The organism is Stenotrophomonas sp. 63632_Sma, assembly GCF_056482875.1.
In genome coordinates this window covers 4175463-4196319 of record NZ_CM151220.1, presented here as the reverse complement: position 1 = coordinate 4196319, position 20857 = coordinate 4175463, and the positions used below count along the sequence as shown (strand labels likewise).

At 68.7% G+C, this 20857-nt stretch carries 19 protein-coding genes; 5 read left to right on the top strand and 14 right to left on the bottom strand.

Translation table 11 applies throughout. From position 1 onward, the window contains the following. Nucleotides 1-4: 4 nt before the first annotated feature. The 9 genes from ACZK45_RS19490 to ACZK45_RS19450 all read right to left on the bottom strand — a co-directional run bounded on the left by ACZK45_RS19490 (nt 5) and on the right by ACZK45_RS19450 (nt 9612). A complete protein-coding gene (locus tag ACZK45_RS19490; RefSeq protein WP_125892186.1) occupies nt 5-751 on the bottom strand; it encodes a hypothetical protein in 747 nt (248 codons plus the stop codon). Nucleotides 752-786: 35 nt separating this feature from the next. Continuing rightward, nucleotides 787-1464 (bottom strand): DUF4124 domain-containing protein, encoded by a 678-nt coding sequence (locus ACZK45_RS19485; RefSeq protein ID WP_049401000.1) that lies wholly within the window; start codon nt 1462-1464, stop codon nt 787-789. Nucleotides 1465-1507: 43 nt separating this feature from the next. Beyond that, complete coding sequence (gene tsaC / locus ACZK45_RS19480; RefSeq protein ID WP_019338925.1) at nt 1508-2098, bottom strand: L-threonylcarbamoyladenylate synthase type 1 TsaC; 591 nt, start codon at nt 2096-2098, stop codon at nt 1508-1510. A gap of 147 nt (nt 2099-2245) precedes the next feature. Next, on the bottom strand, nt 2246-4732 hold the full coding sequence (locus ACZK45_RS19475) for a DNA topoisomerase I (RefSeq protein ID WP_336685182.1): 2487 nt from the start codon (nt 4730-4732) through the stop codon (nt 2246-2248). Between the two features lie 193 nt (nt 4733-4925). Continuing rightward, nucleotides 4926-5858 carry an RDD family protein gene (locus ACZK45_RS19470; protein ID WP_478445104.1) on the bottom strand — a complete coding sequence of 311 codons (933 nt, stop codon included), beginning with the start codon at nt 5856-5858 and terminating at the stop codon, nt 4926-4928. A 49-nt stretch (nt 5859-5907) separates the two neighbouring features. Beyond that, nucleotides 5908-6666 carry a pilin gene (locus tag ACZK45_RS19465; RefSeq protein ID WP_478445103.1) on the bottom strand — a complete coding sequence of 253 codons (759 nt, stop codon included), beginning with the start codon at nt 6664-6666 and terminating at the stop codon, nt 5908-5910. Between the two features lie 39 nt (nt 6667-6705). After that, complete coding sequence (locus ACZK45_RS19460; protein ID WP_005411195.1) at nt 6706-7179, bottom strand: DUF494 family protein; 474 nt, start codon at nt 7177-7179, stop codon at nt 6706-6708. A 43-nt stretch (nt 7180-7222) separates the two neighbouring features. Then, a complete protein-coding gene (dprA, locus tag ACZK45_RS19455; protein WP_125892190.1) occupies nt 7223-8350 on the bottom strand; it encodes a DNA-processing protein DprA in 1128 nt (375 codons plus the stop codon). A 128-nt stretch (nt 8351-8478) separates the two neighbouring features. Beyond that, nucleotides 8479-9612 carry a LysM peptidoglycan-binding domain-containing protein gene (locus tag ACZK45_RS19450; protein ID WP_032128553.1) on the bottom strand — a complete coding sequence of 378 codons (1134 nt, stop codon included), beginning with the start codon at nt 9610-9612 and terminating at the stop codon, nt 8479-8481. Between the two features lie 126 nt (nt 9613-9738). On the opposite strand from ACZK45_RS19450, the gene def reads away from it, so the two are divergent. The 4 genes from def to ACZK45_RS19430 all read left to right on the top strand — a co-directional run bounded on the left by def (nt 9739) and on the right by ACZK45_RS19430 (nt 14375). Then, nucleotides 9739-10251 carry a peptide deformylase gene (gene def, locus ACZK45_RS19445; protein WP_008267110.1) on the top strand — a complete coding sequence of 171 codons (513 nt, stop codon included), beginning with the start codon at nt 9739-9741 and terminating at the stop codon, nt 10249-10251. A 120-nt stretch (nt 10252-10371) separates the two neighbouring features. Next, the gene (gene fmt / locus ACZK45_RS19440) at nt 10372-11295 is read left to right on the top strand and encodes a methionyl-tRNA formyltransferase (protein WP_478445102.1); all 924 of its coding nucleotides are present in this window, start codon (nt 10372-10374) and stop codon (nt 11293-11295) included. Between the two features lie 3 nt (nt 11296-11298). Beyond that, nucleotides 11299-12630: a 16S rRNA (cytosine(967)-C(5))-methyltransferase RsmB gene (gene rsmB / locus ACZK45_RS19435; RefSeq protein ID WP_010481181.1), complete on the top strand. Its 1332-nt coding sequence runs from the start codon at nt 11299-11301 to the stop codon at nt 12628-12630. 23 nt (nt 12631-12653) lie between these two features. Further along, nucleotides 12654-14375, top strand: coding sequence for an ArnT family glycosyltransferase (locus ACZK45_RS19430; RefSeq protein ID WP_478445101.1), 1722 nt, complete (start codon nt 12654-12656; stop codon nt 14373-14375). Between the two features lie 18 nt (nt 14376-14393). Here ACZK45_RS19430 and ACZK45_RS19425 read toward each other — a convergent pair whose 3' ends face one another. Next, nucleotides 14394-15515, bottom strand: coding sequence for a glycosyltransferase family 4 protein (locus tag ACZK45_RS19425; RefSeq protein ID WP_125892196.1), 1122 nt, complete (start codon nt 15513-15515; stop codon nt 14394-14396). Between the two features lie 43 nt (nt 15516-15558). After that, the gene (locus ACZK45_RS19420; RefSeq protein ID WP_107433229.1) at nt 15559-16377 is read right to left on the bottom strand and encodes a glycosyltransferase family 2 protein; all 819 of its coding nucleotides are present in this window, start codon (nt 16375-16377) and stop codon (nt 15559-15561) included. On the opposite strand from ACZK45_RS19420, the gene ACZK45_RS19415 reads away from it, so the two are divergent. Continuing rightward, entirely contained in the window at nt 16376-17434 is a 1059-nt protein-coding gene (locus ACZK45_RS19415; RefSeq protein ID WP_478445901.1) for a CDP-glycerol glycerophosphotransferase family protein, read from the top strand. The two genes, ACZK45_RS19420 and ACZK45_RS19415, sit on opposite strands and share 2 nt — an antisense overlap. A gap of 97 nt (nt 17435-17531) precedes the next feature. Here ACZK45_RS19415 and ACZK45_RS19410 read toward each other — a convergent pair whose 3' ends face one another. The 3 genes from ACZK45_RS19410 to ribA form a co-directional block, all read right to left on the bottom strand. After that, nucleotides 17532-19076, bottom strand: coding sequence for a PH domain-containing protein (locus ACZK45_RS19410; protein WP_293794017.1), 1545 nt, complete (start codon nt 19074-19076; stop codon nt 17532-17534). After that, nucleotides 19073-19573 carry a PH domain-containing protein gene (locus ACZK45_RS19405; protein ID WP_478445100.1) on the bottom strand — a complete coding sequence of 167 codons (501 nt, stop codon included), beginning with the start codon at nt 19571-19573 and terminating at the stop codon, nt 19073-19075. The genes ACZK45_RS19410 and ACZK45_RS19405 overlap by 4 nt, the downstream gene beginning before the upstream one ends. A gap of 75 nt (nt 19574-19648) precedes the next feature. After that, entirely contained in the window at nt 19649-20785 is a 1137-nt protein-coding gene (gene ribA, locus ACZK45_RS19400) for a GTP cyclohydrolase II RibA (protein ID WP_125892204.1), read from the bottom strand. Between the last annotated feature and the right edge of the window lie 72 nt (nt 20786-20857).

Here is a 20857-nt window from a genome sequence, read left to right as displayed (position 1 = left end):
GCCGTTACCCCGGTACCGGGCAGTTGCTGGCCTCCAGCACACCCTGCAGCCGCTCGCGTTCACCGCGCGCGGTATCGCGGTTCTCCGGCGCGGCGAAGCGCTCACGGCCGCGGGCATCGCGGAAGCGCTGCTGCCAACCACCGCAGCGCTGCGCTTCGGGAAGCGCTTCGCAGTGGTCGCGCACCACTTCACAGCTGGCGGCATTCACCGGCGTCACTCCGCCAAGGCCCTGTACCGTCATCAGCTCGCAGCGGCCGGGCGCGGCTTCGTACTCGTACAGGTAGCCGCCGCCCTGGCTGTCGGTGCACTGGAAGATCGGAGGAAGCGGCGGCTTCGGTGGACCGTCACCTGCGGCGGCGCGGGCCTCGGCATCGCGGCGCAGCGTCGCGCTGTCGAGGATCTGGTCGTCTCCTGCGTGTTCGACCATGCCTGCTTCCATGATCGTGCGTCCTTCGTCCGCGCGTCGTGGTTTTGCTGGGGCCGCAGGGGCAACGGCCGGTCCGGACGGCACCGGCGCGGGTGTTTCAACGGGCGCAGATGCAGGTTCGGCGGCTACAGGCGCAGCGGCGGCCGGCTGCGAGTTGGCCGGGTCGGGGATGCGCAGCACCTGCTGCTTGCTGCCGGTGGCGCACGGCGTGCGCTGCAGGGTAGGGACGTCACTGCTGCTGGAGGTACAGCGGTAGATCACGCCCTCTTCGGCCAACGCGCTTCCGGGCAGCAGGACCAGGAGCAGCCAGATCACTCGGTTCATGCGCACAGCGTACAGGCTGCGACGGCGTGCTGCGCTCAGCGTTCGCAATCGCGCGACAGGCGCGCATCGATACCGCGCTGTTCGTTGCTGATGGCGGTGCGTTCACTCTGCAGCGCGCTGTTGTAACGGCGATCCAGCTCCCAGCGGCGGTCACTCAGCCGTGCGCAGACTTCCTGTGGTGGCAACGCATGGCAGCTGTCGCGGACCAGCACGCTGCCGGCCGGCACCTGCACGTCCATGCCGATCGAGGGGCGCCGATAACCCGTGCCTTCGCCGATCGGCGTGCCGATGGCCGGGCGTGGTCCGGGATAGGCTGGACCACGATGGCCGTGCGGCAGCCAGACACTGGTCCACAGCGGCACCCAGCGCGGATTGCCTTCGTTGTTGTCGCTGGTATAGCGCCGTCCGTCCTCGCTCACGCACTCGTACATCGGCTGCGGCGGCTGGATGTAGACGTGGCGGACTTCGCGCTCGCGGATGACCGGGGTTTCGCTGGGCGGCGGAGGCGTGGCATCACTGCGCACCACCCGTGGAGCGGGATCGCGCGGGCGCTGCAGGTCGCGCACCTGCTGGCGGCCGCTGTTGCACGGCCTGTCCTGCAGGGCGACGGCACCGTTGCTGGCAACGCAGCGGTAGACACGCACGTCCTCGGCCGCGGGTGCCGTCCACGGCAGCAGCAGGCACAGGCTCAAGGTGGCGCGTAGCAGGGTCATGGCGGCAGGGTGCGTGATTGTCCGCAGCAGCGCAATCGCCGGCTCAGGAGCGCAGCACGTTGCCGCTGAGCGCGTCGCGGATCGGGGTGGGCTGGGCCAGGCCGCCGGTCTGCCCATCGAGGATGCCGTCGAGCAGGCGCAGCAGGCGCGGGTCCAGTTCTTCGCGGCTGCGTGCCGGTGGTTCGCCGGCCAGGTTGGCGCTGGTGGAGACCAGCGGGCCGCCCCAGGCGCGGCAGAGTTCGGCCACCAGCGGGTGCGCGCTGATGCGCACCGCGATACCGCTGTGTTCGCCGGTGACCCAGGGCTGCGCGCGCGGGCCGGCAGGCAGGATCCAGGTGTTGGCACCGGGCCAGCTGGCCAGCACCGCGCGCTGGCGGGCGTCGGGCAGCGCCTGCAGCCGCACCCAGCCTTCCAGCTGCGCCAGTTCGGCCGCGACCAGGATCATGCCTTTCTCGATCGGGCGCTGCTTCAGCCGCAGCACCATGTGCACCGCAGCTTCGTGCGAGGGATCACAGCCCAGACCCCAGACCGCTTCGGTCGGGTAGGCGATCACGCCGCCCGCGCGGAGCGTGGCGACAGCAGAGTCCAGGGTGAGTTCTTTCATGGCGGCGACCGGCCCGGCGTGGGCCTTCATTATCCCCCTGCCGCGTGCAGAAGGGGTGGACCCTGGCACCCGGTAGTGCCGGCCGCTGGCCGGCATCAGCGGTAGGTACTGACTGCTGATGGTGGGTGCGGACCGTTGGTCCGCACACCTTGACCCTCATCCACGCATGGCGTGGATCTACTTCTTTGCAGCGGCCTTCTTCGCCGGGGCTTTCTTCGCGGCGGCCTTCTTTACTGCTTTCTTGGCCGCGGCCTTCTTGGCAGGCGCTTTCTTTGCAGCGGCCTTCTTCGGCGCCGCTTCCTTCTTCACCGCGGCCTTCTTTGCCGGGGCCTTCTTCGCGGCAGCCTTCTTGGCGCCGAAGCCCTTGCGCACCGGCTTGCCGGTTTCTTCCATCAGCTGCTGCACTTCGGCCAGGGTCAGCGAGGCCGGTTCGCGATCCTTGGGGATCTTGCCGTTCATCTTGCCGTCGCTGATATACGGGCCGAAACGGCCGTTCAGCACCTGGATGTCGCTGCCCTCGAACTCCTTGATGATCCGGTTGCGCGCGATCTCTTCCTTCTCTTCGATCAGGAACACGGCGCGGGCCAGGTCGATGGTGTACGGGTCGTCTTCCTTCTTCAGCGAGGCATACGTGCTGCCGCGCTTGGCGAACGGACCGAAACGGCCGATGCCGACGCTGACCGGTTCGCCCTTGTCCTCACCCAGCGCGCGCGGCATCAGGAACAGTTCCAGCGCGTCTTCCAGCGAGATGGTGTGCATCGACTGGCCGGGGCGCAGCGAGGCGAACTTCGGCTTCTCCTCGGCGTCCTCGGCGGTGCTGCCGATGGCAGCGTAAGGCCCGAAGCGGCCGAGGCGTACGCTGACCGGCTTGCCGGTCTTGGGGTCGGTGCCGAGCTCGCGCGCGCCACTGGCCTCGGCACGGTCGACCGATTCCTTCTTGTCTTCCACCAGCTCCTTGAACGGCTCCCAGAAGCGGGCCATCAGCGGGATCCACTCTTCTTCGCCACGCGAGACGGCGTCGAGCTCGTCTTCCAGCTTGGCGGTGAAGTCGTAGTCCACGTACCGGGTGAAGTGGCTGGACAGGAACTTGGACACCGCGCGGCCGACGTCGGACGGGCGGAAGCTGCGGCCTTCCATTTCCACGTACTTGCGGAACAGCAGGGTCTGGATGATCGAGGCGTAGGTCGAGGGACGGCCGATGCCGTACTCTTCCAGCGCCTTCACCAGCGCCGCTTCGGTGTAGCGCGGCGGCGGCTGGGTGAAATGCTGTTCGGCCTGGATGCGTTCCAGCGGCACGCGGTCGCCGGGCTTCATCGCCGGCAGCTTGCGGCCTTCGTCCTCGTCTTCGGCGCTCTTGTTGTCCTTGCCTTCTTCGTACACGGCCAGGAAGCCGGGCACCACCACGGTGGTGCCGCTGGCGCGGAACACGTGTTCGCTGCCGGCGGACAGATCGACGCTGACGGTGTTGAGGGTGGCCGGAATCATCTGGCAGGCCACCGCACGCTTCCAGATCAGCTCGTACAGCTTGCGCTCGTCATCGGTCAGGTAGCGCGCCACCTGCGCAGGCGTGCGCAGCGCCGAGGTCGGGCGCACCGCTTCGTGCGCTTCCTGGGCGTTCTTCGACTTGGTCTGGTAGGTGTTCGGCTGGTCCGGCAGCGAGGCGATGCCGTAGTCGCGGGCGATCACGTCGCGGATCTCGGCCAGCGCGTCCTGCGACAGGTTCACCGAGTCGGTACGCATGTACGAGATCAGGCCGACGGTGCCTTCGTCGCCGATGGCCACGCCTTCATACAGCTTCTGCGCCACCTGCATGGTCTTGCGGGTGGTGAAGCCGAGCTTGCGCGAGGCTTCCTGCTGCAGGGTGGAGGTGGTGAACGGCGGTGCCGGGCGGCGCTTGCGCTCCTTGCTGGCCACGTCGGTGACATGCAGCGAGCCCTGCGCGGCCTGCTGGATGCGCAGGCGGGCGGCCTCGGCGGTGTCGCCGTCGGTGATGGTGAACTGTTCGAACTTCTGCCCGTCCAGCTTGATCAGCTTGGCGTTGAAGTGCTGCGACGGGTGCGCGCACTCGGCGGCGATCGACCAGTACTCGCGGGCGATGAAGGCTTCGATCTCTTCCTCGCGCTCGACGATCATGCGCAGCGCCGGGCTCTGCACGCGGCCGGCGGACAGGCCGCGCTGGACCTTGCGCCACAGCACCGGCGACAGGTTGAAACCGACCAGGTAGTCCAGCGCGCGGCGCGCCTGCTGGGCGTCGACCAGGTCGCTGGCGATCGCGCGTGGCTGGCTGATGGCTTCCTTGATGGCGCGCGGGGTGATCTCGGTGAACACCACGCGCTGCATCGGCTTGTCCTTGACCAGCCCGCGTTCCTTCAGGATCTCGGCGATGTGCCAGCTGATCGCTTCACCCTCGCGATCCGGGTCGGTCGCCAGCAGGATGTCGTCGGCGCCCTTGGCGGCCTTGGCGATTGCATCGACGTGCTTCTCGTTCTTGTCGATGACGTCGTAGTGCATGGCGAACCCGTTGTCCGGGTCGACTGCGCCTTCCTTCGGAATCAGGTCACGCACATGCCCATACGAGGCCAGGACCGTGTAGTCCTTGCCGAGGTATTTGTTGATCGTCTTGGCCTTGGCCGGCGATTCGACGATGAGCAGGTGCTTGGGCATGGCAGCAGGGTCTGTGGGGCGAACCGTGGGGAAGGGGCCGCTAGGGTGGAGCAAACGGCCGCATTAGTGAAGCGGCCACGGGCAAATCCATAAACTGAACGCCCGGTAATGTGCCGGGCGTTCAGGTTTCACCTTGTTAGAGGAATCACGCCCGGCCAGCCCCTGTCAAGCAGCCAGACGTGAGGATGGCCGTTCAGGAGGCCATCTTGGCGATGAAGCCGACCGCGAATACCAGCAGGGCCAGGCCCACCAGCGACAGCAGGCCGGTCAGCACCAGTACCAGCACGGTGACCGTTCCCAGCTCCCGGCGCTGCAGCTGCGGCTGGTCGGTGTAGGCCCAGCGGTCGACCACCAGGGTGTCGCAGATCATGTCGTGCAGGCCCTGCTTGCGCTCGGTGAAGGCGGCCATCAGGAAACCGATGCCGAGGGTGAAGGTGCTGAGCACCGCGGCCCAGTAGCGACCAAATGCGCGGGCCTTGGTCAGGCGCTCGCCATTGCTGCGCACGACCTTGATGCCGACCGCCATCTTGCCCAGCGTGGCACCGCCCTGCGAGGCATGGAACCAGGTGTAGTACGCCATGCCGATGGCCAGGTTGATCAGGGCACTGGCCAGCTGGGCCACGATTTCGATGGCCGATTCGCCGCTGCCCACCGCACCCATGCTGGCACCAAGCACCACACCGAGGATGGCGCCGATGATGCCGCCGGGGATGGCCAGCACGAAGTAGTCGATCATGTAGGCCGCCACGCGCTTCCAGAAGCCCGCGTAGACCACTTCGCCGCCCATCACCGGCTGGGCATGGCCGCCGCCGCCGAGCGCCGCAGGGGCGCTGTAGGGCGAACTGCTGAGCGCGCCGGTGCCAGGCAGTGGCGCCGTACCGTTGTCGATGGCGGCATAGTCGCCACGCAGGTCGAAGCCGCCACTGCCGGTGGCCGTGCTGGCGTCGGCCAGTGTCTGCAGTCCCAGTTCGTCGACCACCTGGCGCAGCGCAGCCCACTGCGCCATGCCTTCGCGCCAGACCAGGGTGTCCAGGTTCAGCTGGCCGCGCTGGAAGCGCTGGCGGATCTCCTGGACCGGCAGCGGGCCCTGGCGTTGCTGTCCTTCGGCGTAGTACCACTCAGTCATTGCATGTTCCCTGTTGAATCATCCTTGGAGGTGCTGGCGTGCGCGTGGTTCAGCCGCGGCACGTCGGCGGCAGGTACTTGTCGTTGCTTTCGCCACTGCATTCCCAGCGGCCGCTGTCGCGATCGTATTCCAGCCACAGCAGGTCGCCATCAAGGCTCTTGCCGGGCAGCGCCAGGGTGGCTTCGATGCCGCAGTGGCCATTGTTGAAGCGACCGATGTTCACTGCCGAGAGACCGACCTGGGTGAAGTCGCCCGGGGCCGGGAAGCCGGCGTCGTTGGCGCCCGGGCAACGGCCTTCGTCATCGGCGAAATGCTGCACCTGGTCCTTCAACGGCTGCAGCGCGGACACTGCGCCGGCGACCTTGGCGCGCACGGTGTAGTCCTTGTAGGCGGGCAGGGCGATGGCGGCCAGGATGGCGAGGATCGGTACCAGCACCAGCAGCAGGCCGCCGCCGATGATCGCAGTGAGGGCGCAGCCGGACAGCTTCTTCTTCGGCGCCGGCAGGGCGGTGGCCGATGCACTGGTGGTGTAGGGCGTGGACGGCGGCAGTACCGGCGGCTGCGGCGGAGGCGGTGCCACCGGTTCCGGATCGGGCTCGGGTTCCACCGGCGGTGCGGCAGCGTCCAGCGCCGGCACGATCAGGCCGAGTTCGTCGACCACGGTGCGCAACGGCTGCCATTGCGGCAGGCCGTCGCGCCAGACCAGGGTGTCCAGGGAGATCTGGTTGTTGCGGAACAACTCGACCAACTGTTCCGCCGGCAGCGGACCCTGCTGCCGGTTGCCTTCTGCATGGAACCACTCGCTCACGGGGACGCTCCTGAATGCGCTATGCCCCCAAGTGTACGGTCAGTGCAGGGGTTCTGGCTCGTCCATGAACATCTGCGTCTCCATCCAGGCGTACGCCGCCTCGGAGCCGGGCTGGTTGAACAGCACCATCAGCACGACCCACTTCAGGTCGTCCAGGTCCAGTTCGTCCTGGTCCAGGGCCATGGCCCGGTCCAGCACCAGCTCGCGCTGGTCGGCGTCGAGGATGCCGTGCTGTTCCAGGTACAGCAGGAAACCACGGCATTCCACGTCCAGCTTGTCCAGCTCGGGGCCGTGGTAGACGCGCACGGGGCCATCGACCCGTGCCTGGGCCACGCTCGGCCGCTGCGCGGCCAGGGCATCGAGCCAGTCGAATGCCTTGTTGATCTCGGTTGGGCTGAAACCGGCCTGGATCAGGCCGTTCTGGAGCGAATCGCGGTCACGGATCAGGTCCGCATCTTCGCTGAAATAGTGTTCAAACAGGTACAGCAGTACGTCCAGGATGCTCTCTTTCATTGCCCCTCGGCCTGCGTCGCGCGACGCTGTGGAGGTGAAGAAACTAGGGAGTTCGACAGTAGCGGCCGTGTACGCACACCACGATTCCCGCCAGTTCCATGGCCAGCAGCATGGAGGACACCTGGGGCGCCGTCAATCCACAGCGCGTGATCAGTGAATCCATACCGCTTGGGTTGTGGTCCAGGGCCCGCCACAAGCTCTGGTAGTCAGGGTCGTCGGCCCAGCGCGCCGGCAGGAGTGCCGGCGGTGCCTGTTCAGTGGGGGTGGCGAGCCGTGATTGCAAGCCCGGCAGCTGCTGGCGAAGGGCGGGCGCCAGCAGTTCAAGGACCTCCTCCGGGCGCTCGACCAGTGCGGCACCCTCGCGGATCAACCGGTGGCAGCCCGCGGCGCGTGGGTTGAGTACCGAACCGGGCAGGGCACAGACCTCGCGGCCGGCCTCGGCGGCCAGGCGTGCGGTGATCAATGCGCCGGAGCGCTGGGCGGCCTCGACCACCACCGTCGCCAGCGCCAGCCCGGCCACCAGGCGGTTGCGGGCTGGAAAGTGACCGGGGCGTGCCGGTGTGCCCGGGAGGTATTCGCTGAGCACTGCGCCTTCGGTGGCGATCCGGGCCTGCAGCCTGGCGTGGCTGTCCGGGTAAGCCCGGTCCGGGCCGGTGCCGATCACCGCCACGGTGCAGCCACCGGCGTCCAGCGTGGCCTGGTGGGCGGCCGCGTCGATGCCTGCCGCCAGGCCGCTGGTCACCGCCAGCCCGGCTTCGACGAAGCAGCCGGCAAACCGGGCGGCCAGGGCGCGTCCGCCCGGCGTCGGCGAGCGGCTGCCGACCAGCGCCACCGACGGGCGCCAGGCCAGGCTGGGGTCGCCGGCGATGAACAGCGCCAGGGGTGGGTTCGGGACATCCAGCAGGGGCGGGGGGAATGCCGGATCGGTGAAGGCCAGCAGGTGCTGGTTGTCGTCTTCCAGCCAGCGCCGTGCCACGGCCCAGGCCCGGGTGTCCGGGCATTCCAGCGCGGCGCACTGCTCGGGCGTGCAGCCGTGCGCGCGCCAGTTCGCGGCGCCCTGCGCGATCGCAATCTCCGCGCTGCCTGCGGCCTGCAGCAGTGCCCGCCGTGGCGCCAGCGCGCCGCCTGCCATCAACAGGCGCAGCAGCGCCTCGTCAGCTTGGTTGGTCATCTCCCCACTATCGAGCGCATACAACAAAGGCGCCCTAGGGCGCCTTCGCATGTGGCTGTCAGGTTTTGCCGGAGGTGCCTGTAGAAGCGGAAGTGACTACCTGCAGTGGCCGGGCAACCCGGGACTGGTTACTTCGCGTCCGGGTGCAGTGCGTTGAACCCCACGCGCACCGGCTTCACGCCCTGCATCACCAGCGCGTAGCTGACGTTGTCGAAGGTACGGAACACCATGGCGTGCGCGGCGTATTCGTCCGGCAGCGAAACCCGGCCGGCGCCGGTGCTGAGCGAATCGTCCATGCGCGACGAGGTGGGGTACTTCATGCGGTGCGCCACGTGGCGGCCCGGGCGCCACAGCGAGAACACGGTGCCGTTGTCCACGCCCTGGGCGCGACCTGCGGAAATCGCGATCACATCGCGCGGGCCAGCGGCGGTGAACATGTCGGTGACGGCCAGCACGCGCACATCGACGCCCTCGACACCGGCGGCCGGGACATGGGGGACGAACTGCAGGTCGTACGGCTTGGCCTCGACCGGGACCAGGCGGTCGCCGGCACGCACCTCGCGGCCGCCTTCGTTCTTGTCCAGCACCAGGGTGGACGCCTCGACCTTGCCGCCGGCGACATGGGTGATGGTGCCGGTGGCGACCTGGGCCAGCTCATAGCCGAGTATGCCGCGGCGGTGGTTGGGGGCGTTGTAGGCCCGCCACAGGTTGCCGCTGCCGGGGGTGACGTCGCCGTTGGCGGTCAGGTCCTCGGTCGGCTTGGGCTGGGCGTAGCGCACGGTCGGGCGGACCACGGCCCAGCGCTGGCCCAGCTGGGCGTCGGCCAGGCGCACGTAGACCGCACTGCCGCTGGTGACGCGCAGGCGTTCTTCTTCCAGGCCGGCCACGTAGGGTAGCTGCTCGATGCTGTCGACCACGCTCAGCTGCTTCAGGAACGGCTCGACCTGGGCCAGCGGAATGGCATCGATCGGGGCTTCCTGGCGCGGGCCGGGCTTGGCAGCGACGGTCACCCGGTCCAGATAGGCCAGGCTGAGCACGTCACCGGGATAGATCAGGTGCGGATTGGCGATCTGCGGATTGGCCTGCCAGATCTCCGGCCACAGCCACGGCTTCTGCAGGAAACGTGCGGCGATATCCCACAACGTATCCCCTTTTCGGACCACATAGGTGTCCGGGTGCCCGCCATTCACTTCCACGGCGGTAGCATAGGCAGCCACGGTCAGCATCGCCGCGGCGACGACCGTACGAAAACGAAGCAACATAGGTGTGAAGCCCTGATTCCCCAACAGGTCCGCGCACTATAGTCCAGAAACCGGGGCGCAAGGCAAGCGTTGGAGCTAGAATCTGCGACGTATGCCGGCGTGCCGGCCCCCTATCCGGAAACAGCCATGGCCCTTCTCCCCATTCTCGAGTTCCCCGATCCGCGCCTGCGTACCAAGGCTGCGTTGATCGAAGCCGCCGAAGTCACCACGCCGGCCTTCCAGGAACTGATCGACAACATGTTCCTGACCATGTACGACGCCCCGGGCATCGGCCTGGCCGCCACCCAGGTGGACGTGCACAAGCGCTTCATGGTCATCGACGTCAGCGAAGAAAAGAATGAACCGCATGTGTTCATCAACCCGGAAATCGTCGCCAAGGACGGAGGCCGGGTGTATCAGGAGGGCTGCCTGTCGGTTCCGGGCATCTTCGCCGACGTGACCCGCGCCGATACCATCACCGTGAAGTACCTGGACCGCAACGGCCAGGAACAGCAGCTGGAAGCCGGCGAAGTGCTGGCCACCTGCATCCAGCACGAGATGGATCACCTGGACGGCAAGCTGTTCATCGACTATCTGTCGCCGCTCAAGCGCGAGATGGTGCGCAAGAAGCTGGCCAAGCAGCGCAAGCACGTGGCGTGATCGCCAATCCGGGCCGCCCATCGGGTGGCCCGTGCCTGCGCGACGCGCGCGGGCTGTACGGCGCCGGCCGACGGCGCCGTTTTCTTTCCTGCACGAATCCATCCTGCAAGTGGGGTAGCCATGAGGATTGTCTTTGCCGGTACGCCGGAATTCGCGGTGTCGTCGCTGCGCGCGGCTGCGCGCCACCATGAGGTCGTGGCCGTCTACACCCAGCCTGATCGTCCGGCCGGCCGTGGCCGTGGCCTGGCGCCGTCGCCGGTCAAGCTTGAAGCCGTGGCCCGTGGCATTCCGGTCTATCAGCCCGAATCGCTGAAGGATGAAGCCGCCCAGCAGCAGCTGCGCGACCTGCAGCCGGACCTGATGGTGGTGGTGGCCTATGGCCTGATCCTGCCCAAGGCGGTGCTGGCCATTCCGACCCACGGCTGCTGGAACGTGCATGCCTCGCTGCTGCCGCGCTGGCGCGGTGCCGCGCCGATCCAGCGCGCGATCCAGGCCGGCGATGCGAAGACCGGCGTCTGCCTGATGCAGATGGAGGCCGGCCTGGATACCGGCCCGGTGCTGCTGCACCAGGAGCTGCCGATCGCGGCCACCGATACCGGTGGCCAGCTGCATGACAAGCTGGCGGAACTGGGCGCGCAGGTGCTGTCCGACGGCCTGGGCCTGCTGCGGGCCGGCATCAAGCCGATCGCGCGGCCGCAGCCGGAGCAGGGCGTGACCTATGCGCACAAGCTGGACAAGGCCGAGGCCCGTCTGGACTGGGCGCTGGATGCAGGGGCGCTGGCACGCACCGTGCGCGCCTTCAATCCGTGGCCGATCGCCGAGGCGACGCTGGCTGGCGAGCGGGTGCGCATCCATGGCGCGGTGGCGCTGGATGAGGCCCACGGCCAGGCGCAGGGCACGGTGCTGGCGGCCAGCCGCGATGGCATCGATATCGCCTGTGGCCAGGGCGCACTGCGCCTGCGTGTGCTGCAGCGGGAAGGTGGCAAGGCGATTACTGCGGCCGACTACCTCAACGCCCGCCGCGATCTGCGCGTGGGGGCATAAGCGGTGTCGAAGCAGAACGATTTCTCCGTCGCCAAGGCGGCGCCGGGCGCGGCCACGCGCATGCTGGCCGCACGTGTGCTGGCACAGGTGTTCACCCGTGGCCGTTCGCTGAAGGCCGAACTGGCCTGGGCGCTGCCGAAGCTGGCCGACAGCCGCGACCGTGCGCTGCTGGAAGCCCTGTGTTTCGCCGTCCTGCGCCGCCGCAGCACCTATGACGCGGCGCTGCAGTCGTGGATGCAGAAGCCGCTGTCGGCGCGTGATGCCGATCTGCGCACGCTGCTGATGGTCGGGTTCGCCCAGCTGGACGTGCTGGAGCTGCCGGCGCACGCGGCGCTGTCGGCCACCGTCGATGCCGCGCGTGCCCTGGGCCGTGAGCGCCAGGCGGGCCTGGTCAATGCGATCCTGCGCCGCGCGCAGCGCGAAGGTTTCCCGGAGCAGCCAGCGCGCGATGCCTTCCCGGAATGGCTGGCCGATGCGGTGGAACGCGATTGGCCGGCACAGGCCGACGCGATCTTCAGCGCCAGCCTGCAACCGGCGCCCCTGTGGCTGCGCGCCAACCGCCAGCAGGGCGGTCGTGACAAGGCACTGGCCGCGCTGGCCGAAGCCGGCATTGCCGCAGAAGCCAGTCCGCTCAGTGCCGACGCGTTGCGCCTGGCCTCTCCGGTTGCCGTGAATCAGCTGCCCGGCTTCGCCGAGGGCGCGATCTCGGTGCAGGACCTGTCGGCGCAGTGTGCCGCCGATGCGCTAGCCCCGGTGGCCGGTGCCCGCGTGCTGGATGCTTGTGCGGCCCCCGGCGGCAAGTCGGCGCACCTGCTCGAGCGCGACCCCAGCCTGCGCCTGCTGGCGCTGGATATCGACGCGCGCCGCCTGGCCCGTGCACGCGATACCTACACCCGTACCGGCGTGGGCGAGCATGCGCAGACCCTGGCGGCAGATGCCAGTGATCCGGGCGCCTGGTGGGATGGCGTGCCGTTCGACGCGATCCTGCTTGATGCGCCGTGCTCGGCGACCGGCGTGATCCGCCGCCAGCCTGATGTGATGTTCCACCGTCGCGCCGAAGACATCGATGCACTGGTCGGCGTGCAGGCGCGCCTGCTGGAAGCCTGCTGGTCGATGCTGCGCCCGGGCGGCGTTCTGTTGTATGCCACCTGTTCGATCCTGCGCGCCGAGAACATCGATCAGGTGCGCGCGTTCCTGAAGTGGCATCCGGATGCCGTGGCGCAGCCGCTGGGCGATGCATTCGGCGTGGATTGCGAAGGGGTGGCGCGCCAGCGGCTGCCGGGTGAAAACGATGCTGACGGTTTCTTCTACGCGCGTCTGTTAAAAGCAGCCTGACCCCCGCTGCCGTTTCGAGTCCCATGCTGAAAGCCCACGCGTCGCGCCAGACGTGGTTGTTGGTGGTGATGGCCCTGCTGGTGCTGGGGGCCGGCCTGGGCCTCCGTGATCCATGGCCCTCGGATGAGCCACGTTTCGCGCTGGTGGCCAAGCAGATGGTCGACAGTGGCTACTGGTTGTTCCCGCATCGCGGCCCCGAGCTGTATTCGGACAAGCCGCCGATGCTGATGTGGTTGCAGGCGGCGATGTACAGCCTGGTCGGCCACTGGCGGGTGGCGTTCCTGCTGCCCTCGCTGCTGGCCGCGCTGGGCACGCTGTGGTGCGTGGTCGATCTCGGCCGCCGCCTGTGGACGCGGCAGGTGGGGCTGTACGCGGGCTGGGCACTGCTGTTCGCGCTGCACTTCACCTTCCAGGCGAAGAAGGCGCAGATCGATCCGCTGGTGGTGCTGTTCATCACCCTGGCCAACTACGGCCTGCTGCGCCATCTGCTGTTGGGTCCGGCCTGGCGCTGGTGGTGGCTGGGCTGGTTCTTTGCCGGCATCGGTGTGATCACCAAGGGCGTAGGCGTGCTGGCGCTGATGATGATCGCGCCGGCGGCAGTCGCATCCGTGCTGCACTGGCCGCGGGTACGCCTGCACGTGCGCGACCTGCGTTTCTGGCTGGCACCGTTGGCCTTCCTGCTGGCGGTGTCGTTGTGGCTGGCGCCGATGCTGCTGGCAGGCTTCGCCACCGGTTCGGAGCCGTACCGCGCCTACATGGACGACATCCTGTTCCGGCAGACCGCGCGGCGCTATACGCAGTCCTGGGACCATCACCAGCCGTGGTGGTACTTCCTGGCGATCATGCCGTCGATGTGGATTCCCGCGTTTCTGCTGCTGCCCTGGGCGCTTCCGGCCTGGTTCCGGCGGCTGCGCCGGCGCGATGCGCGCTACCTGCTGCCGTTGGCCTGGTGGCTGCTGGTCGTGCTGTTCTTCTCCCTTCCGCACGGCAAGCGCGACGTCTACATCCTGCCGGCATTGCCGATGTTCTGCCTGGCGCTGGCGCCGTTGCTGCCCGGGTTGCTGAGGCGGCGCGATGTGCAGCGCGTGCTGGGCGCATTCACCGCGTTGCTGGCACTGGCGCTGGGGCTGGTCGGTGCGCTGGCGCTGCTGGGTGATCCGGATTTCGAAGTGCGCCTTACCCATGGCCGCGGGTTGCTTCCCGGTGCCACCGATGCGCTGGCCTGGGCGGCGCTGGCGATGGCGGTCTGGTCGGCCTTGAGCCTGTGGGTGTGCGGGCGCCAGCGTCGGCACGTTGCCCTGGCCTCTACCCTGGCAGGAGTCTGGGTGCTGTACAGCCTGGTCGGTTATCCGGTGTTGAACGACTCCAGCTCGGCCCGTGGCCTGATGCGTGAAGTGAGTGCACGCATCGGCCCGCAGGCCGAGCTGGGACTGGTGGCATGGAAAGAGCAGAACCTGCTGATGGCCGATCGCCCGGCGGCCACCTTTGGATTCGAAGCACGTTGGCATCAACAGCTGCAGGCGGCCGTGCGCTGGCAGCGGCTGGTTCCGCAGCAACGCTGGCTGCTGGTGAACGAGGATGCGATGCAGGCCTGCATCGATCGTGCGCGGGCCGAGATGGCGGGCATTTCCAATCGTCGCCGCTGGTGGCTGGTGCCTGCCGATGCGGTCGCCGGCGACTGCCGGCCGTCAGTGGCGGAACTCGAGCACGAGCGCCGCCTGCAGGGGCCCGGCATCACCGATTGAGCGTTCGGGGAGCGTGGCTCAGGTGCTGGCCAGGGCGGCGTGATAGCTGGCCAGCGTGGCGTCGGCGAATGTCTGCAGGCCGAACTCCCGCTGTGCATGGCGGCGTGCTGCGCGGCCCTGTTCCGGCAGCGCATCGCGCTGTGCGTACAGCGCCTGTACCTGGGCGGCGATGGCGTCGATGTCGCGTGTGGCAACCACCCAGCCATCGACGCCTTGTTCGATGTTCTCCGGCAGGCCCGCGTAGTCGCTGACCAGCATCGGCTTGGCGCTGGCCATCATCTCGCGGCAGGCGAAGGAGATCGTCTCGACGTCATGGGACAGTACGAAGCCAGCATCGCCGGCCGCGATCAGGACACGGGTATCGGCCAGCAGGCCGGTGAAGTGCACCTGCGCGGCCACCTCGCCCAGCGCCTGCACCTGTTCGCGCTGCTGCGCGCTGGGCAGGTGGCCGGCCACGGCCATGTGCACATGCGGACGCACCGCATCGGGCAGTCGTGCGATGGCCCGGGCCAGGTCGATCCAGCCCTTGTAATCGTCGGTGCCGGCGTTGCTGACCAGCACCAGCGCCTGTGGATCCTGCGTCCACTGCTGGCGCAGCGCGCTGCCGGTGCCGGCCGGCTGCGGTGAGTAGCGCTCCAGGTCAACGCCATTGCGGACCACGTCGATCGGGCAGCGACGGTACGGGCCCTGTTCCAGCAGGCGCTTGGTGTCGGCCGAGACCGCGATCAGCCGATCGGTGGCCCAGCGTGCGCGCAGCGCATTGCCAAAGGTATTGGTGGGTTTGCTGTTGTGCTTGGTCAGCACGATCGGCGGGCGGCGCATGCCCAGCAGCCCCTGCATCACGAAGCGGTGGTCGCGTGCACCGTTGACATGGATCAGGTCGATGCCTTCATCGTGCACCAGCCTGCGCAGCGCGCGCTGTTCGGCCAGCTGCCGGGGCAGCGTTGGCAGGCCGCTGCCGAACGCAATCGGCAGTGTGCGGGCAATGCCTTCATCGGCCATGGTCCGCAGCAGGCGGCTGTCGGCCGGCGCGGCGACGTGGAGCGTGTGCTGGCCGTGCAGCGCACGCGCCAGCGAGACGATGTACGTGGTGTGGCCGCCACCGTCGCCGTAGTGGAAGTTGGTGTACAGGATTTTCATGGGGGGTCTTCAGGCAACGCCCACGCAGTGTGACACAGCGTGGTCAAGGCTGGTCCGCGGAAGGTGCCGGGTCGGCCACCGCCTGTCCATTGCCCAGCATCCACAGCATGATGGTCTTCTGCCGCACGTAGTTGGCGCGGACGTAGGCGTAGACCAGACCATGCCAGCCGTCGCGGAAGCCGCCACGGAACAGGAAGCCGCGCCAGAACCGCCAGGCCGGCGCCAGCACCAGCTTGCCCAGCGTGGCCCGCTTGCCGCGTGCGAACTCGTGCTCGGCCATCATCCGCGCGTACTTCTCGGTCTTGGCCAGCTGCTGCTGCAATGACCGGTACGGATAGTGGATCAGGTCGCCGCGCAGGGTGCCCACACTACCGTCGACACTGGCCGCCTCGTGGATCTCGCGCTTGCCGCGCCAGCCGCCGCGGCGGCGGTCGAACAGGCGCATCACCCGGTCCGGGTAGGCATTGCCATGGCGCAGGAACTTCCCGAAGTACTCCGAGAGGCGGGCGAAGCGGTAGCCGGCCTGGCCGCCGAAGCCACCGTCGCGGGCCTGCTCGATGGCCGTGCGCAGCTCGGGGCTGATGCGCTCGTCGGCGTCCAGGCACAGCACCCAGTCGTGGCTGGCCTGCTCGACGCAGAACGCCTTCTGGCTGCGGAAGCCCTCGAACCGGCGCTGCAGCACGCGGGCACCGGCGGACTCGGCGATGGCTACGGTGGCATCGGTGGACTGCGAGTCCACCACCACGATCTCATCGCAGAAGGCCAGCGAGGCCAGGCAGTCGCCGATGCGCCCGGCCTCGTTGAACGCGATAATGCACGCCGAGATGCGAGGCCGTTCGATGGGAGCGGTCGTGGAGGACATGATGGCCGGGTACCTGTTGTTTGCGACGGAGCGCTATGCGCTGCCTATTCTCGCCCCGTTGGCGCAGGCCTTGCACGCGTCCGGGCAGGAGGTGGCGGCCTGGTTCGAGGACGGCGCGGCCGGCAGCAGCCTGCCGGGGGTGCCCAACGTGGGCCTGAAGCAGGCCCTGGCAATGCGTCCGCGGGCGGTGTTCAGCGCGGCCAACTGGGTGCCGACCTTCCTTTCGGGGGCCAAGGTGCAGCTGTTCCATGGCTTCAACGTGGAGAAGCGGGACAGTGCGCGCGGCCACTTCCGGGTGCGCGGCATGTTCGACCTGTACTGCACGCAGGGGCCGGCCACGACCGCACCGTTCCGCGAGATCGCCAGCCTGCAGGGCCACTTCGCCGTGGCCGAGACTGGCTGGCCGAAGCTGGACCCGCTGTTCCGCGATGACGGAGGCGAGAGTTCCGCGCTGCGCGCACCGGCCGGTGACCGCCCGGTGATCCTGTTCGGTTCCACCTTCACCGAGCGGCTCAGCGCGGCTCCGCACCTGCATGCGCAGATCGCCGCTGATATCGCCGCCGGTGACCACTACTGGCTGCTGACCCTGCACCCGAAGTGCCCACCGGAACTGTTCGAACGCTACCGCGCGCTGGCCGGTGCCAATGCCCGCTTCATCGAGCCGGAGCAGGTGATGGCCGCGCAGCGTGCCGCCGATGTGCTGGTGTCGGACACCTCATCGATCGTTTCGGAGTTCATCGTGCAGCACAAGCCGGTGGTGACCTTCCGCAACCGCGTGCCGAAGCTGCACATGATCGACTTCGATGATCCTGCGCAGCTGCAGGCGATGCTGCAGCGCGCGCTGCACCCGGACGCCGCGCTGCAGGCGGAAATCGTGCGCTACGCCGATGCCATCCACCCTTACCGCGATGGCCGCTCCAGTGAACGGGTGATCGCGGCCACCGAGGATTTCCTGTCCGGTGAAATGGGTGCGTTGCGGCGCAAGCCATTCGGCAGCTGGGTGCGCGATCTGCAGATCCGCAAGGACCTGGGGTATTGGGGCCCGTCGCAGCGCTGATGCCTCGCTGACCCCGCTCGCGGTAGTGCCGGCCGCTGGCCGGCAACCTCGGGAATGGCGGCAGTTGCCGGCCGGCGATCGGCACGACCTGTAGTGCTTACCAGCGCAGCTTGCGCCGCGCCAGCGCCACGGCCAGTTGATCCATCACCTGTTGGGCCTGTGCCTGCGGCAGATGATGCAGCGTCAGCGCCACATCACCATGCGCGCCGGCGGTATCCAGCTGCAGGCTGCTGGTGCCCAGCAGTTTGTCCAGCGGCGAGCGTTGCAGGCGCAGGCCCTGCACCTTGTCCAGCTCGGCCCAGCGCCACCAGCGCTTCCACCAGCCGCCGCGCACCGCCACATAGTGTTCGTCCAGGTACCAGCCCATGCGTGCCATCTGCCGGTGCGCGACCAGCAGCGCCACCGGTAGCCACGCCAGCACCAGCAGGCCCCATGGGCCCCAGCGCCAGTACGCGGCCGCAGCCAGCAGCGGCACCAGCACCAGTGCGCCCAGGCACAGCCGCCACCAGCCGCGCTGCGGAATGGACTGCCATTGCAGCGGAGGCCACTGCAGCTGCGGCAGCAGGTGCTGCACCAGCTGCTCACAACGTGTACTGGACGCCAGCGGCGCGAGTTCGCGCAGGGCGCGGTCCTCATCGCGCGCGGGGCCACCGGCGGCACTGTCGATGCGCAGCTGACGCAGCCCGAACCAGCGCTGCAAAGTACCTTCGCGCAGCGTCCAGGCCTGGATGCGCCGGCGCGCCACGCTGCTGCGGGTGCGGCTGAGCAGACCGGCCGATACGGTCAGGCGTCGGTCCTGCTCGCTGAGGGTGAAGCCGTGGTAGCGCAGCAGCGTCAGCACCACCGACAGCACGCGCAGCGCCAGCCAGCCCAGCAGCAGCGCGGCAGCCAGCAGCAGAAACGCGCCGGTCACGCCGGGGTGCAGATGGCTGGCGTAGCCAAAGGCTTCGCGTCCACCGCGCTGGAGGGCATCGTCCATCACCGGCCGTGGCACGGTCTGGAACAGCACGCCGAACGCGGCGATCGCCAGCGCCCAGCCGCGGTTGGAGAGCAGGCCCATGCGTACCACGTCCCAACTCGACAGGCGCAGCAGTACCTGCTCGTTCTCAGTCGCGGTGCTGGCAACCGGGTCGGGCTCGGTGATGCCGGCGGCCTGCGGCGCCTGCCCGCGCTGGCGGACCAGCCGTTCCAGCGCCAGCGCCTGGTCCAGCTTCAGCACCCGCATCTCCGCTTCCGGGCGCACGCCACCGGCCGATTCCAGGCGCAGCTCGGCCACACCAAACAGACGGTGCAGCGGGTTCTGTCGCACCTCCACGTTGTGGATGCGCGCGAACGGAATCTCGCGCCGGTTGCGCGCGAGCAGACCGCTGCGCACGGTGATCGCATCACTGCCGATACGGTAGCGGTAGCTGAGGTACTGCAGCACCGACACCAGTACCAGTGCGGCAATTGCCGTCAGCGGAATCAGCTGCGCCCACATCGGGTCGCGGTCGCCGCGCTGGCCGAACACCAGCAGTGCGACCAGCGGCAGGAAGTAATGGCGCAACTGCATCAACAGTACGAACAACCACGACCACGGATGCAGGCGGTGGTCCTCGCCACCGGCGGGCAGTGCTGCAGGCAGAGGCGGTGGCAGGCTCACAGGGCGTCGGCGTCCTGGTCGAGCTGGTGGGACAGGGTATCGCGCAGGCGCTCGGCATCCGCCTCGTCCAGGCCGCTGACGGTCACCGCGCTCATGCGGGTGCCGGCGGTGTGCACGATCAGCGTGGCCAGGCCAGCACGGCGTTCCAGTGGTCCACGGCGCAGGTCCAGGTGCTGCACGCGCGACAGGGGAATGCGGGTTTCCAGCTGCCACATCAGGTCACGGTGCAGGCCCAGGCCCTGTGCGTCCAGCCGCCAACGGGTGCGGACCAGGCGGCGGTGGCCGAGCCACGCGCCACATGCAGCCCCCACCAGCAGCCCAAGGGCGGCCGTCCACAGGCCGCCGGGCAGGTCGAAGAACCACGCGGCTGCGGCCAGCGGCAGGCCCGGCACAAACAGGCCGCCGAAGGCACCTTCCAGTGCGGCCAGCCGCGCGGCGCGGCGCGGCAGCGACTGCCAGGCATCGGTGGTCGGAGCAGTAAGGGGAACGTCGGTCACGCGGGCTCCGTCAGGTGGCAGGGCGGGCGGTGGCGGCCGTGGCCGCACCGCGCAGACGGTAGCAGGTCGGCTGCGTTACTGGGCAGCCTGGATCAGCGCGTCCACATCCAGCATGTGGCCGGCACGATCGGCCTTGGTACGCAGGTAGTGTTCGTTCTCGGCGGTGATCTCGCCGGTGACCGGAATGCAGTCCAGCACTTCGATGCCGGCATTGCGCAGGCGCTGCGCCTTGGTCGGGTTGTTGCTGAGCAGGGCCACACGCGAAATGCCCAGGCCGCGCAGCATCGCCACCGCGCTGCCGTAGCGCCGTTCGTCGGCGCCGAAGCCGAGCTGTGCATCGGCATCGATGGTGTCCAGGCCGTCATGCTGGTAGCCATAGGCACGCATCTTGGCCGCGATGCCGGTACCGCGGCCTTCCTGGTCCAGGTACAGCAGCACGCCGCCGCCCAGTTCCTTCAGCTTGCGCAGGCCGCGCCGCAGCTGGTCGCCGCAGTCGCACTTGAGCGAACCGAACAGGTCGCCGGTCAGGCACGAGGAGTGCACGCGTACCGGTACCACCGCCGACAGATCCGGTTCGCCGACGATGATCGCGACCTGGTCACGCTGGGCGACGCCACCACGGAACACCGCGAACGTGGTCATGCCGACATCGCGCAGCGGTACCGGCGAACGCGCCACCAGTTCGTAGTCATGCGCGGCATGTGCTGCGCCCTCGGCCAGGTCGCACAGCGCAACCTCGGCCGCGCCATCGAAGGTGCGGTCTTCGGCGTCCAGGCGCACCGCCACCATCGCCGGCAGCAACAGGCCGAGGCGGGCCAGTTCCACCGCGCCTGCATCGAAGGCGTCACCGGCGCTCCAGCCGTCCGGCATCGGGCCCGGTTCACGCAGGTAGCCCAGCGAGGGCAGGGCATCGAAGGCAATACCCGCCAGCGGCAGGCGTGCTCCTTCCGGGGCCTCCACGCCGAGCACGCGGGCGCGGGTAGCGGTCAGGAACAGGTAGTGGCGCTCGCGCGCGGCGCTGGCGAACGTGGCGAAGCTGCTGGCGGTGGCGCTGTCCAGTGCGATCACCGCCAGGCGCTGGCCCTGGCCATCGTGGAGCAGCACCGGGCGACCGGCGCGCAGTTCGGCCACCGCGCGTTCGCAGCGGATCGCGGCGGGATCGCCGAACAGGGAAGAGGCAGCAGGCATGGCAGGACCGGGGGAGGCGGACATCGCAGTCTCTATGGGGGCGCCGGCGTCGTATTCAACGTGGTGCGGCCGCCGGTCGCAGGTGCCAGGTGGGCC

Coding starts and splice junctions, on each gene's coding strand:
- ACZK45_RS19490 (WP_125892186.1), bottom strand. CDS start 751: ATGAACCGAGTGATCTGGCTGCTCCTGGTCCTGCTGCCCGGAAGCGCG.
- ACZK45_RS19485 (WP_049401000.1), bottom strand. CDS start 1,464: ATGACCCTGCTACGCGCCACCTTGAGCCTGTGCCTGCTGCTGCCGTGG.
- tsaC (WP_019338925.1), bottom strand. CDS start 2,098: ATGAAGGCCCACGCCGGGCCGGTCGCCGCCATGAAAGAACTCACCCTG.
- ACZK45_RS19475 (WP_336685182.1), bottom strand. CDS start 4,732: ATGCCCAAGCACCTGCTCATCGTCGAATCGCCGGCCAAGGCCAAGACG.
- ACZK45_RS19470 (WP_478445104.1), bottom strand. CDS start 5,858: ATGACTGAGTGGTACTACGCCGAAGGACAGCAACGCCAGGGCCCGCTG.
- ACZK45_RS19460 (WP_005411195.1), bottom strand. CDS start 7,179: ATGAAAGAGAGCATCCTGGACGTACTGCTGTACCTGTTTGAACACTAT.
- dprA (WP_125892190.1), bottom strand. CDS start 8,350: ATGACCAACCAAGCTGACGAGGCGCTGCTGCGCCTGTTGATGGCAGGC.
- ACZK45_RS19450 (WP_032128553.1), bottom strand. CDS start 9,612: ATGTTGCTTCGTTTTCGTACGGTCGTCGCCGCGGCGATGCTGACCGTG.
- def (WP_008267110.1), top strand. CDS start 9,739: ATGGCCCTTCTCCCCATTCTCGAGTTCCCCGATCCGCGCCTGCGTACC.
- fmt (WP_478445102.1), top strand. CDS start 10,372: ATGAGGATTGTCTTTGCCGGTACGCCGGAATTCGCGGTGTCGTCGCTG.
- ACZK45_RS19430 (WP_478445101.1), top strand. CDS start 12,654: ATGCTGAAAGCCCACGCGTCGCGCCAGACGTGGTTGTTGGTGGTGATG.
- ACZK45_RS19425 (WP_125892196.1), bottom strand. CDS start 15,515: ATGAAAATCCTGTACACCAACTTCCACTACGGCGACGGTGGCGGCCAC.
- ACZK45_RS19415 (WP_478445901.1), top strand. CDS start 16,376: ATGATGGCCGGGTACCTGTTGTTTGCGACGGAGCGCTATGCGCTGCCT.
- ACZK45_RS19420 (WP_107433229.1), bottom strand. CDS start 16,377: ATGTCCTCCACGACCGCTCCCATCGAACGGCCTCGCATCTCGGCGTGC.
- ribA (WP_125892204.1), bottom strand. CDS start 20,785: ATGTCCGCCTCCCCCGGTCCTGCCATGCCTGCTGCCTCTTCCCTGTTC.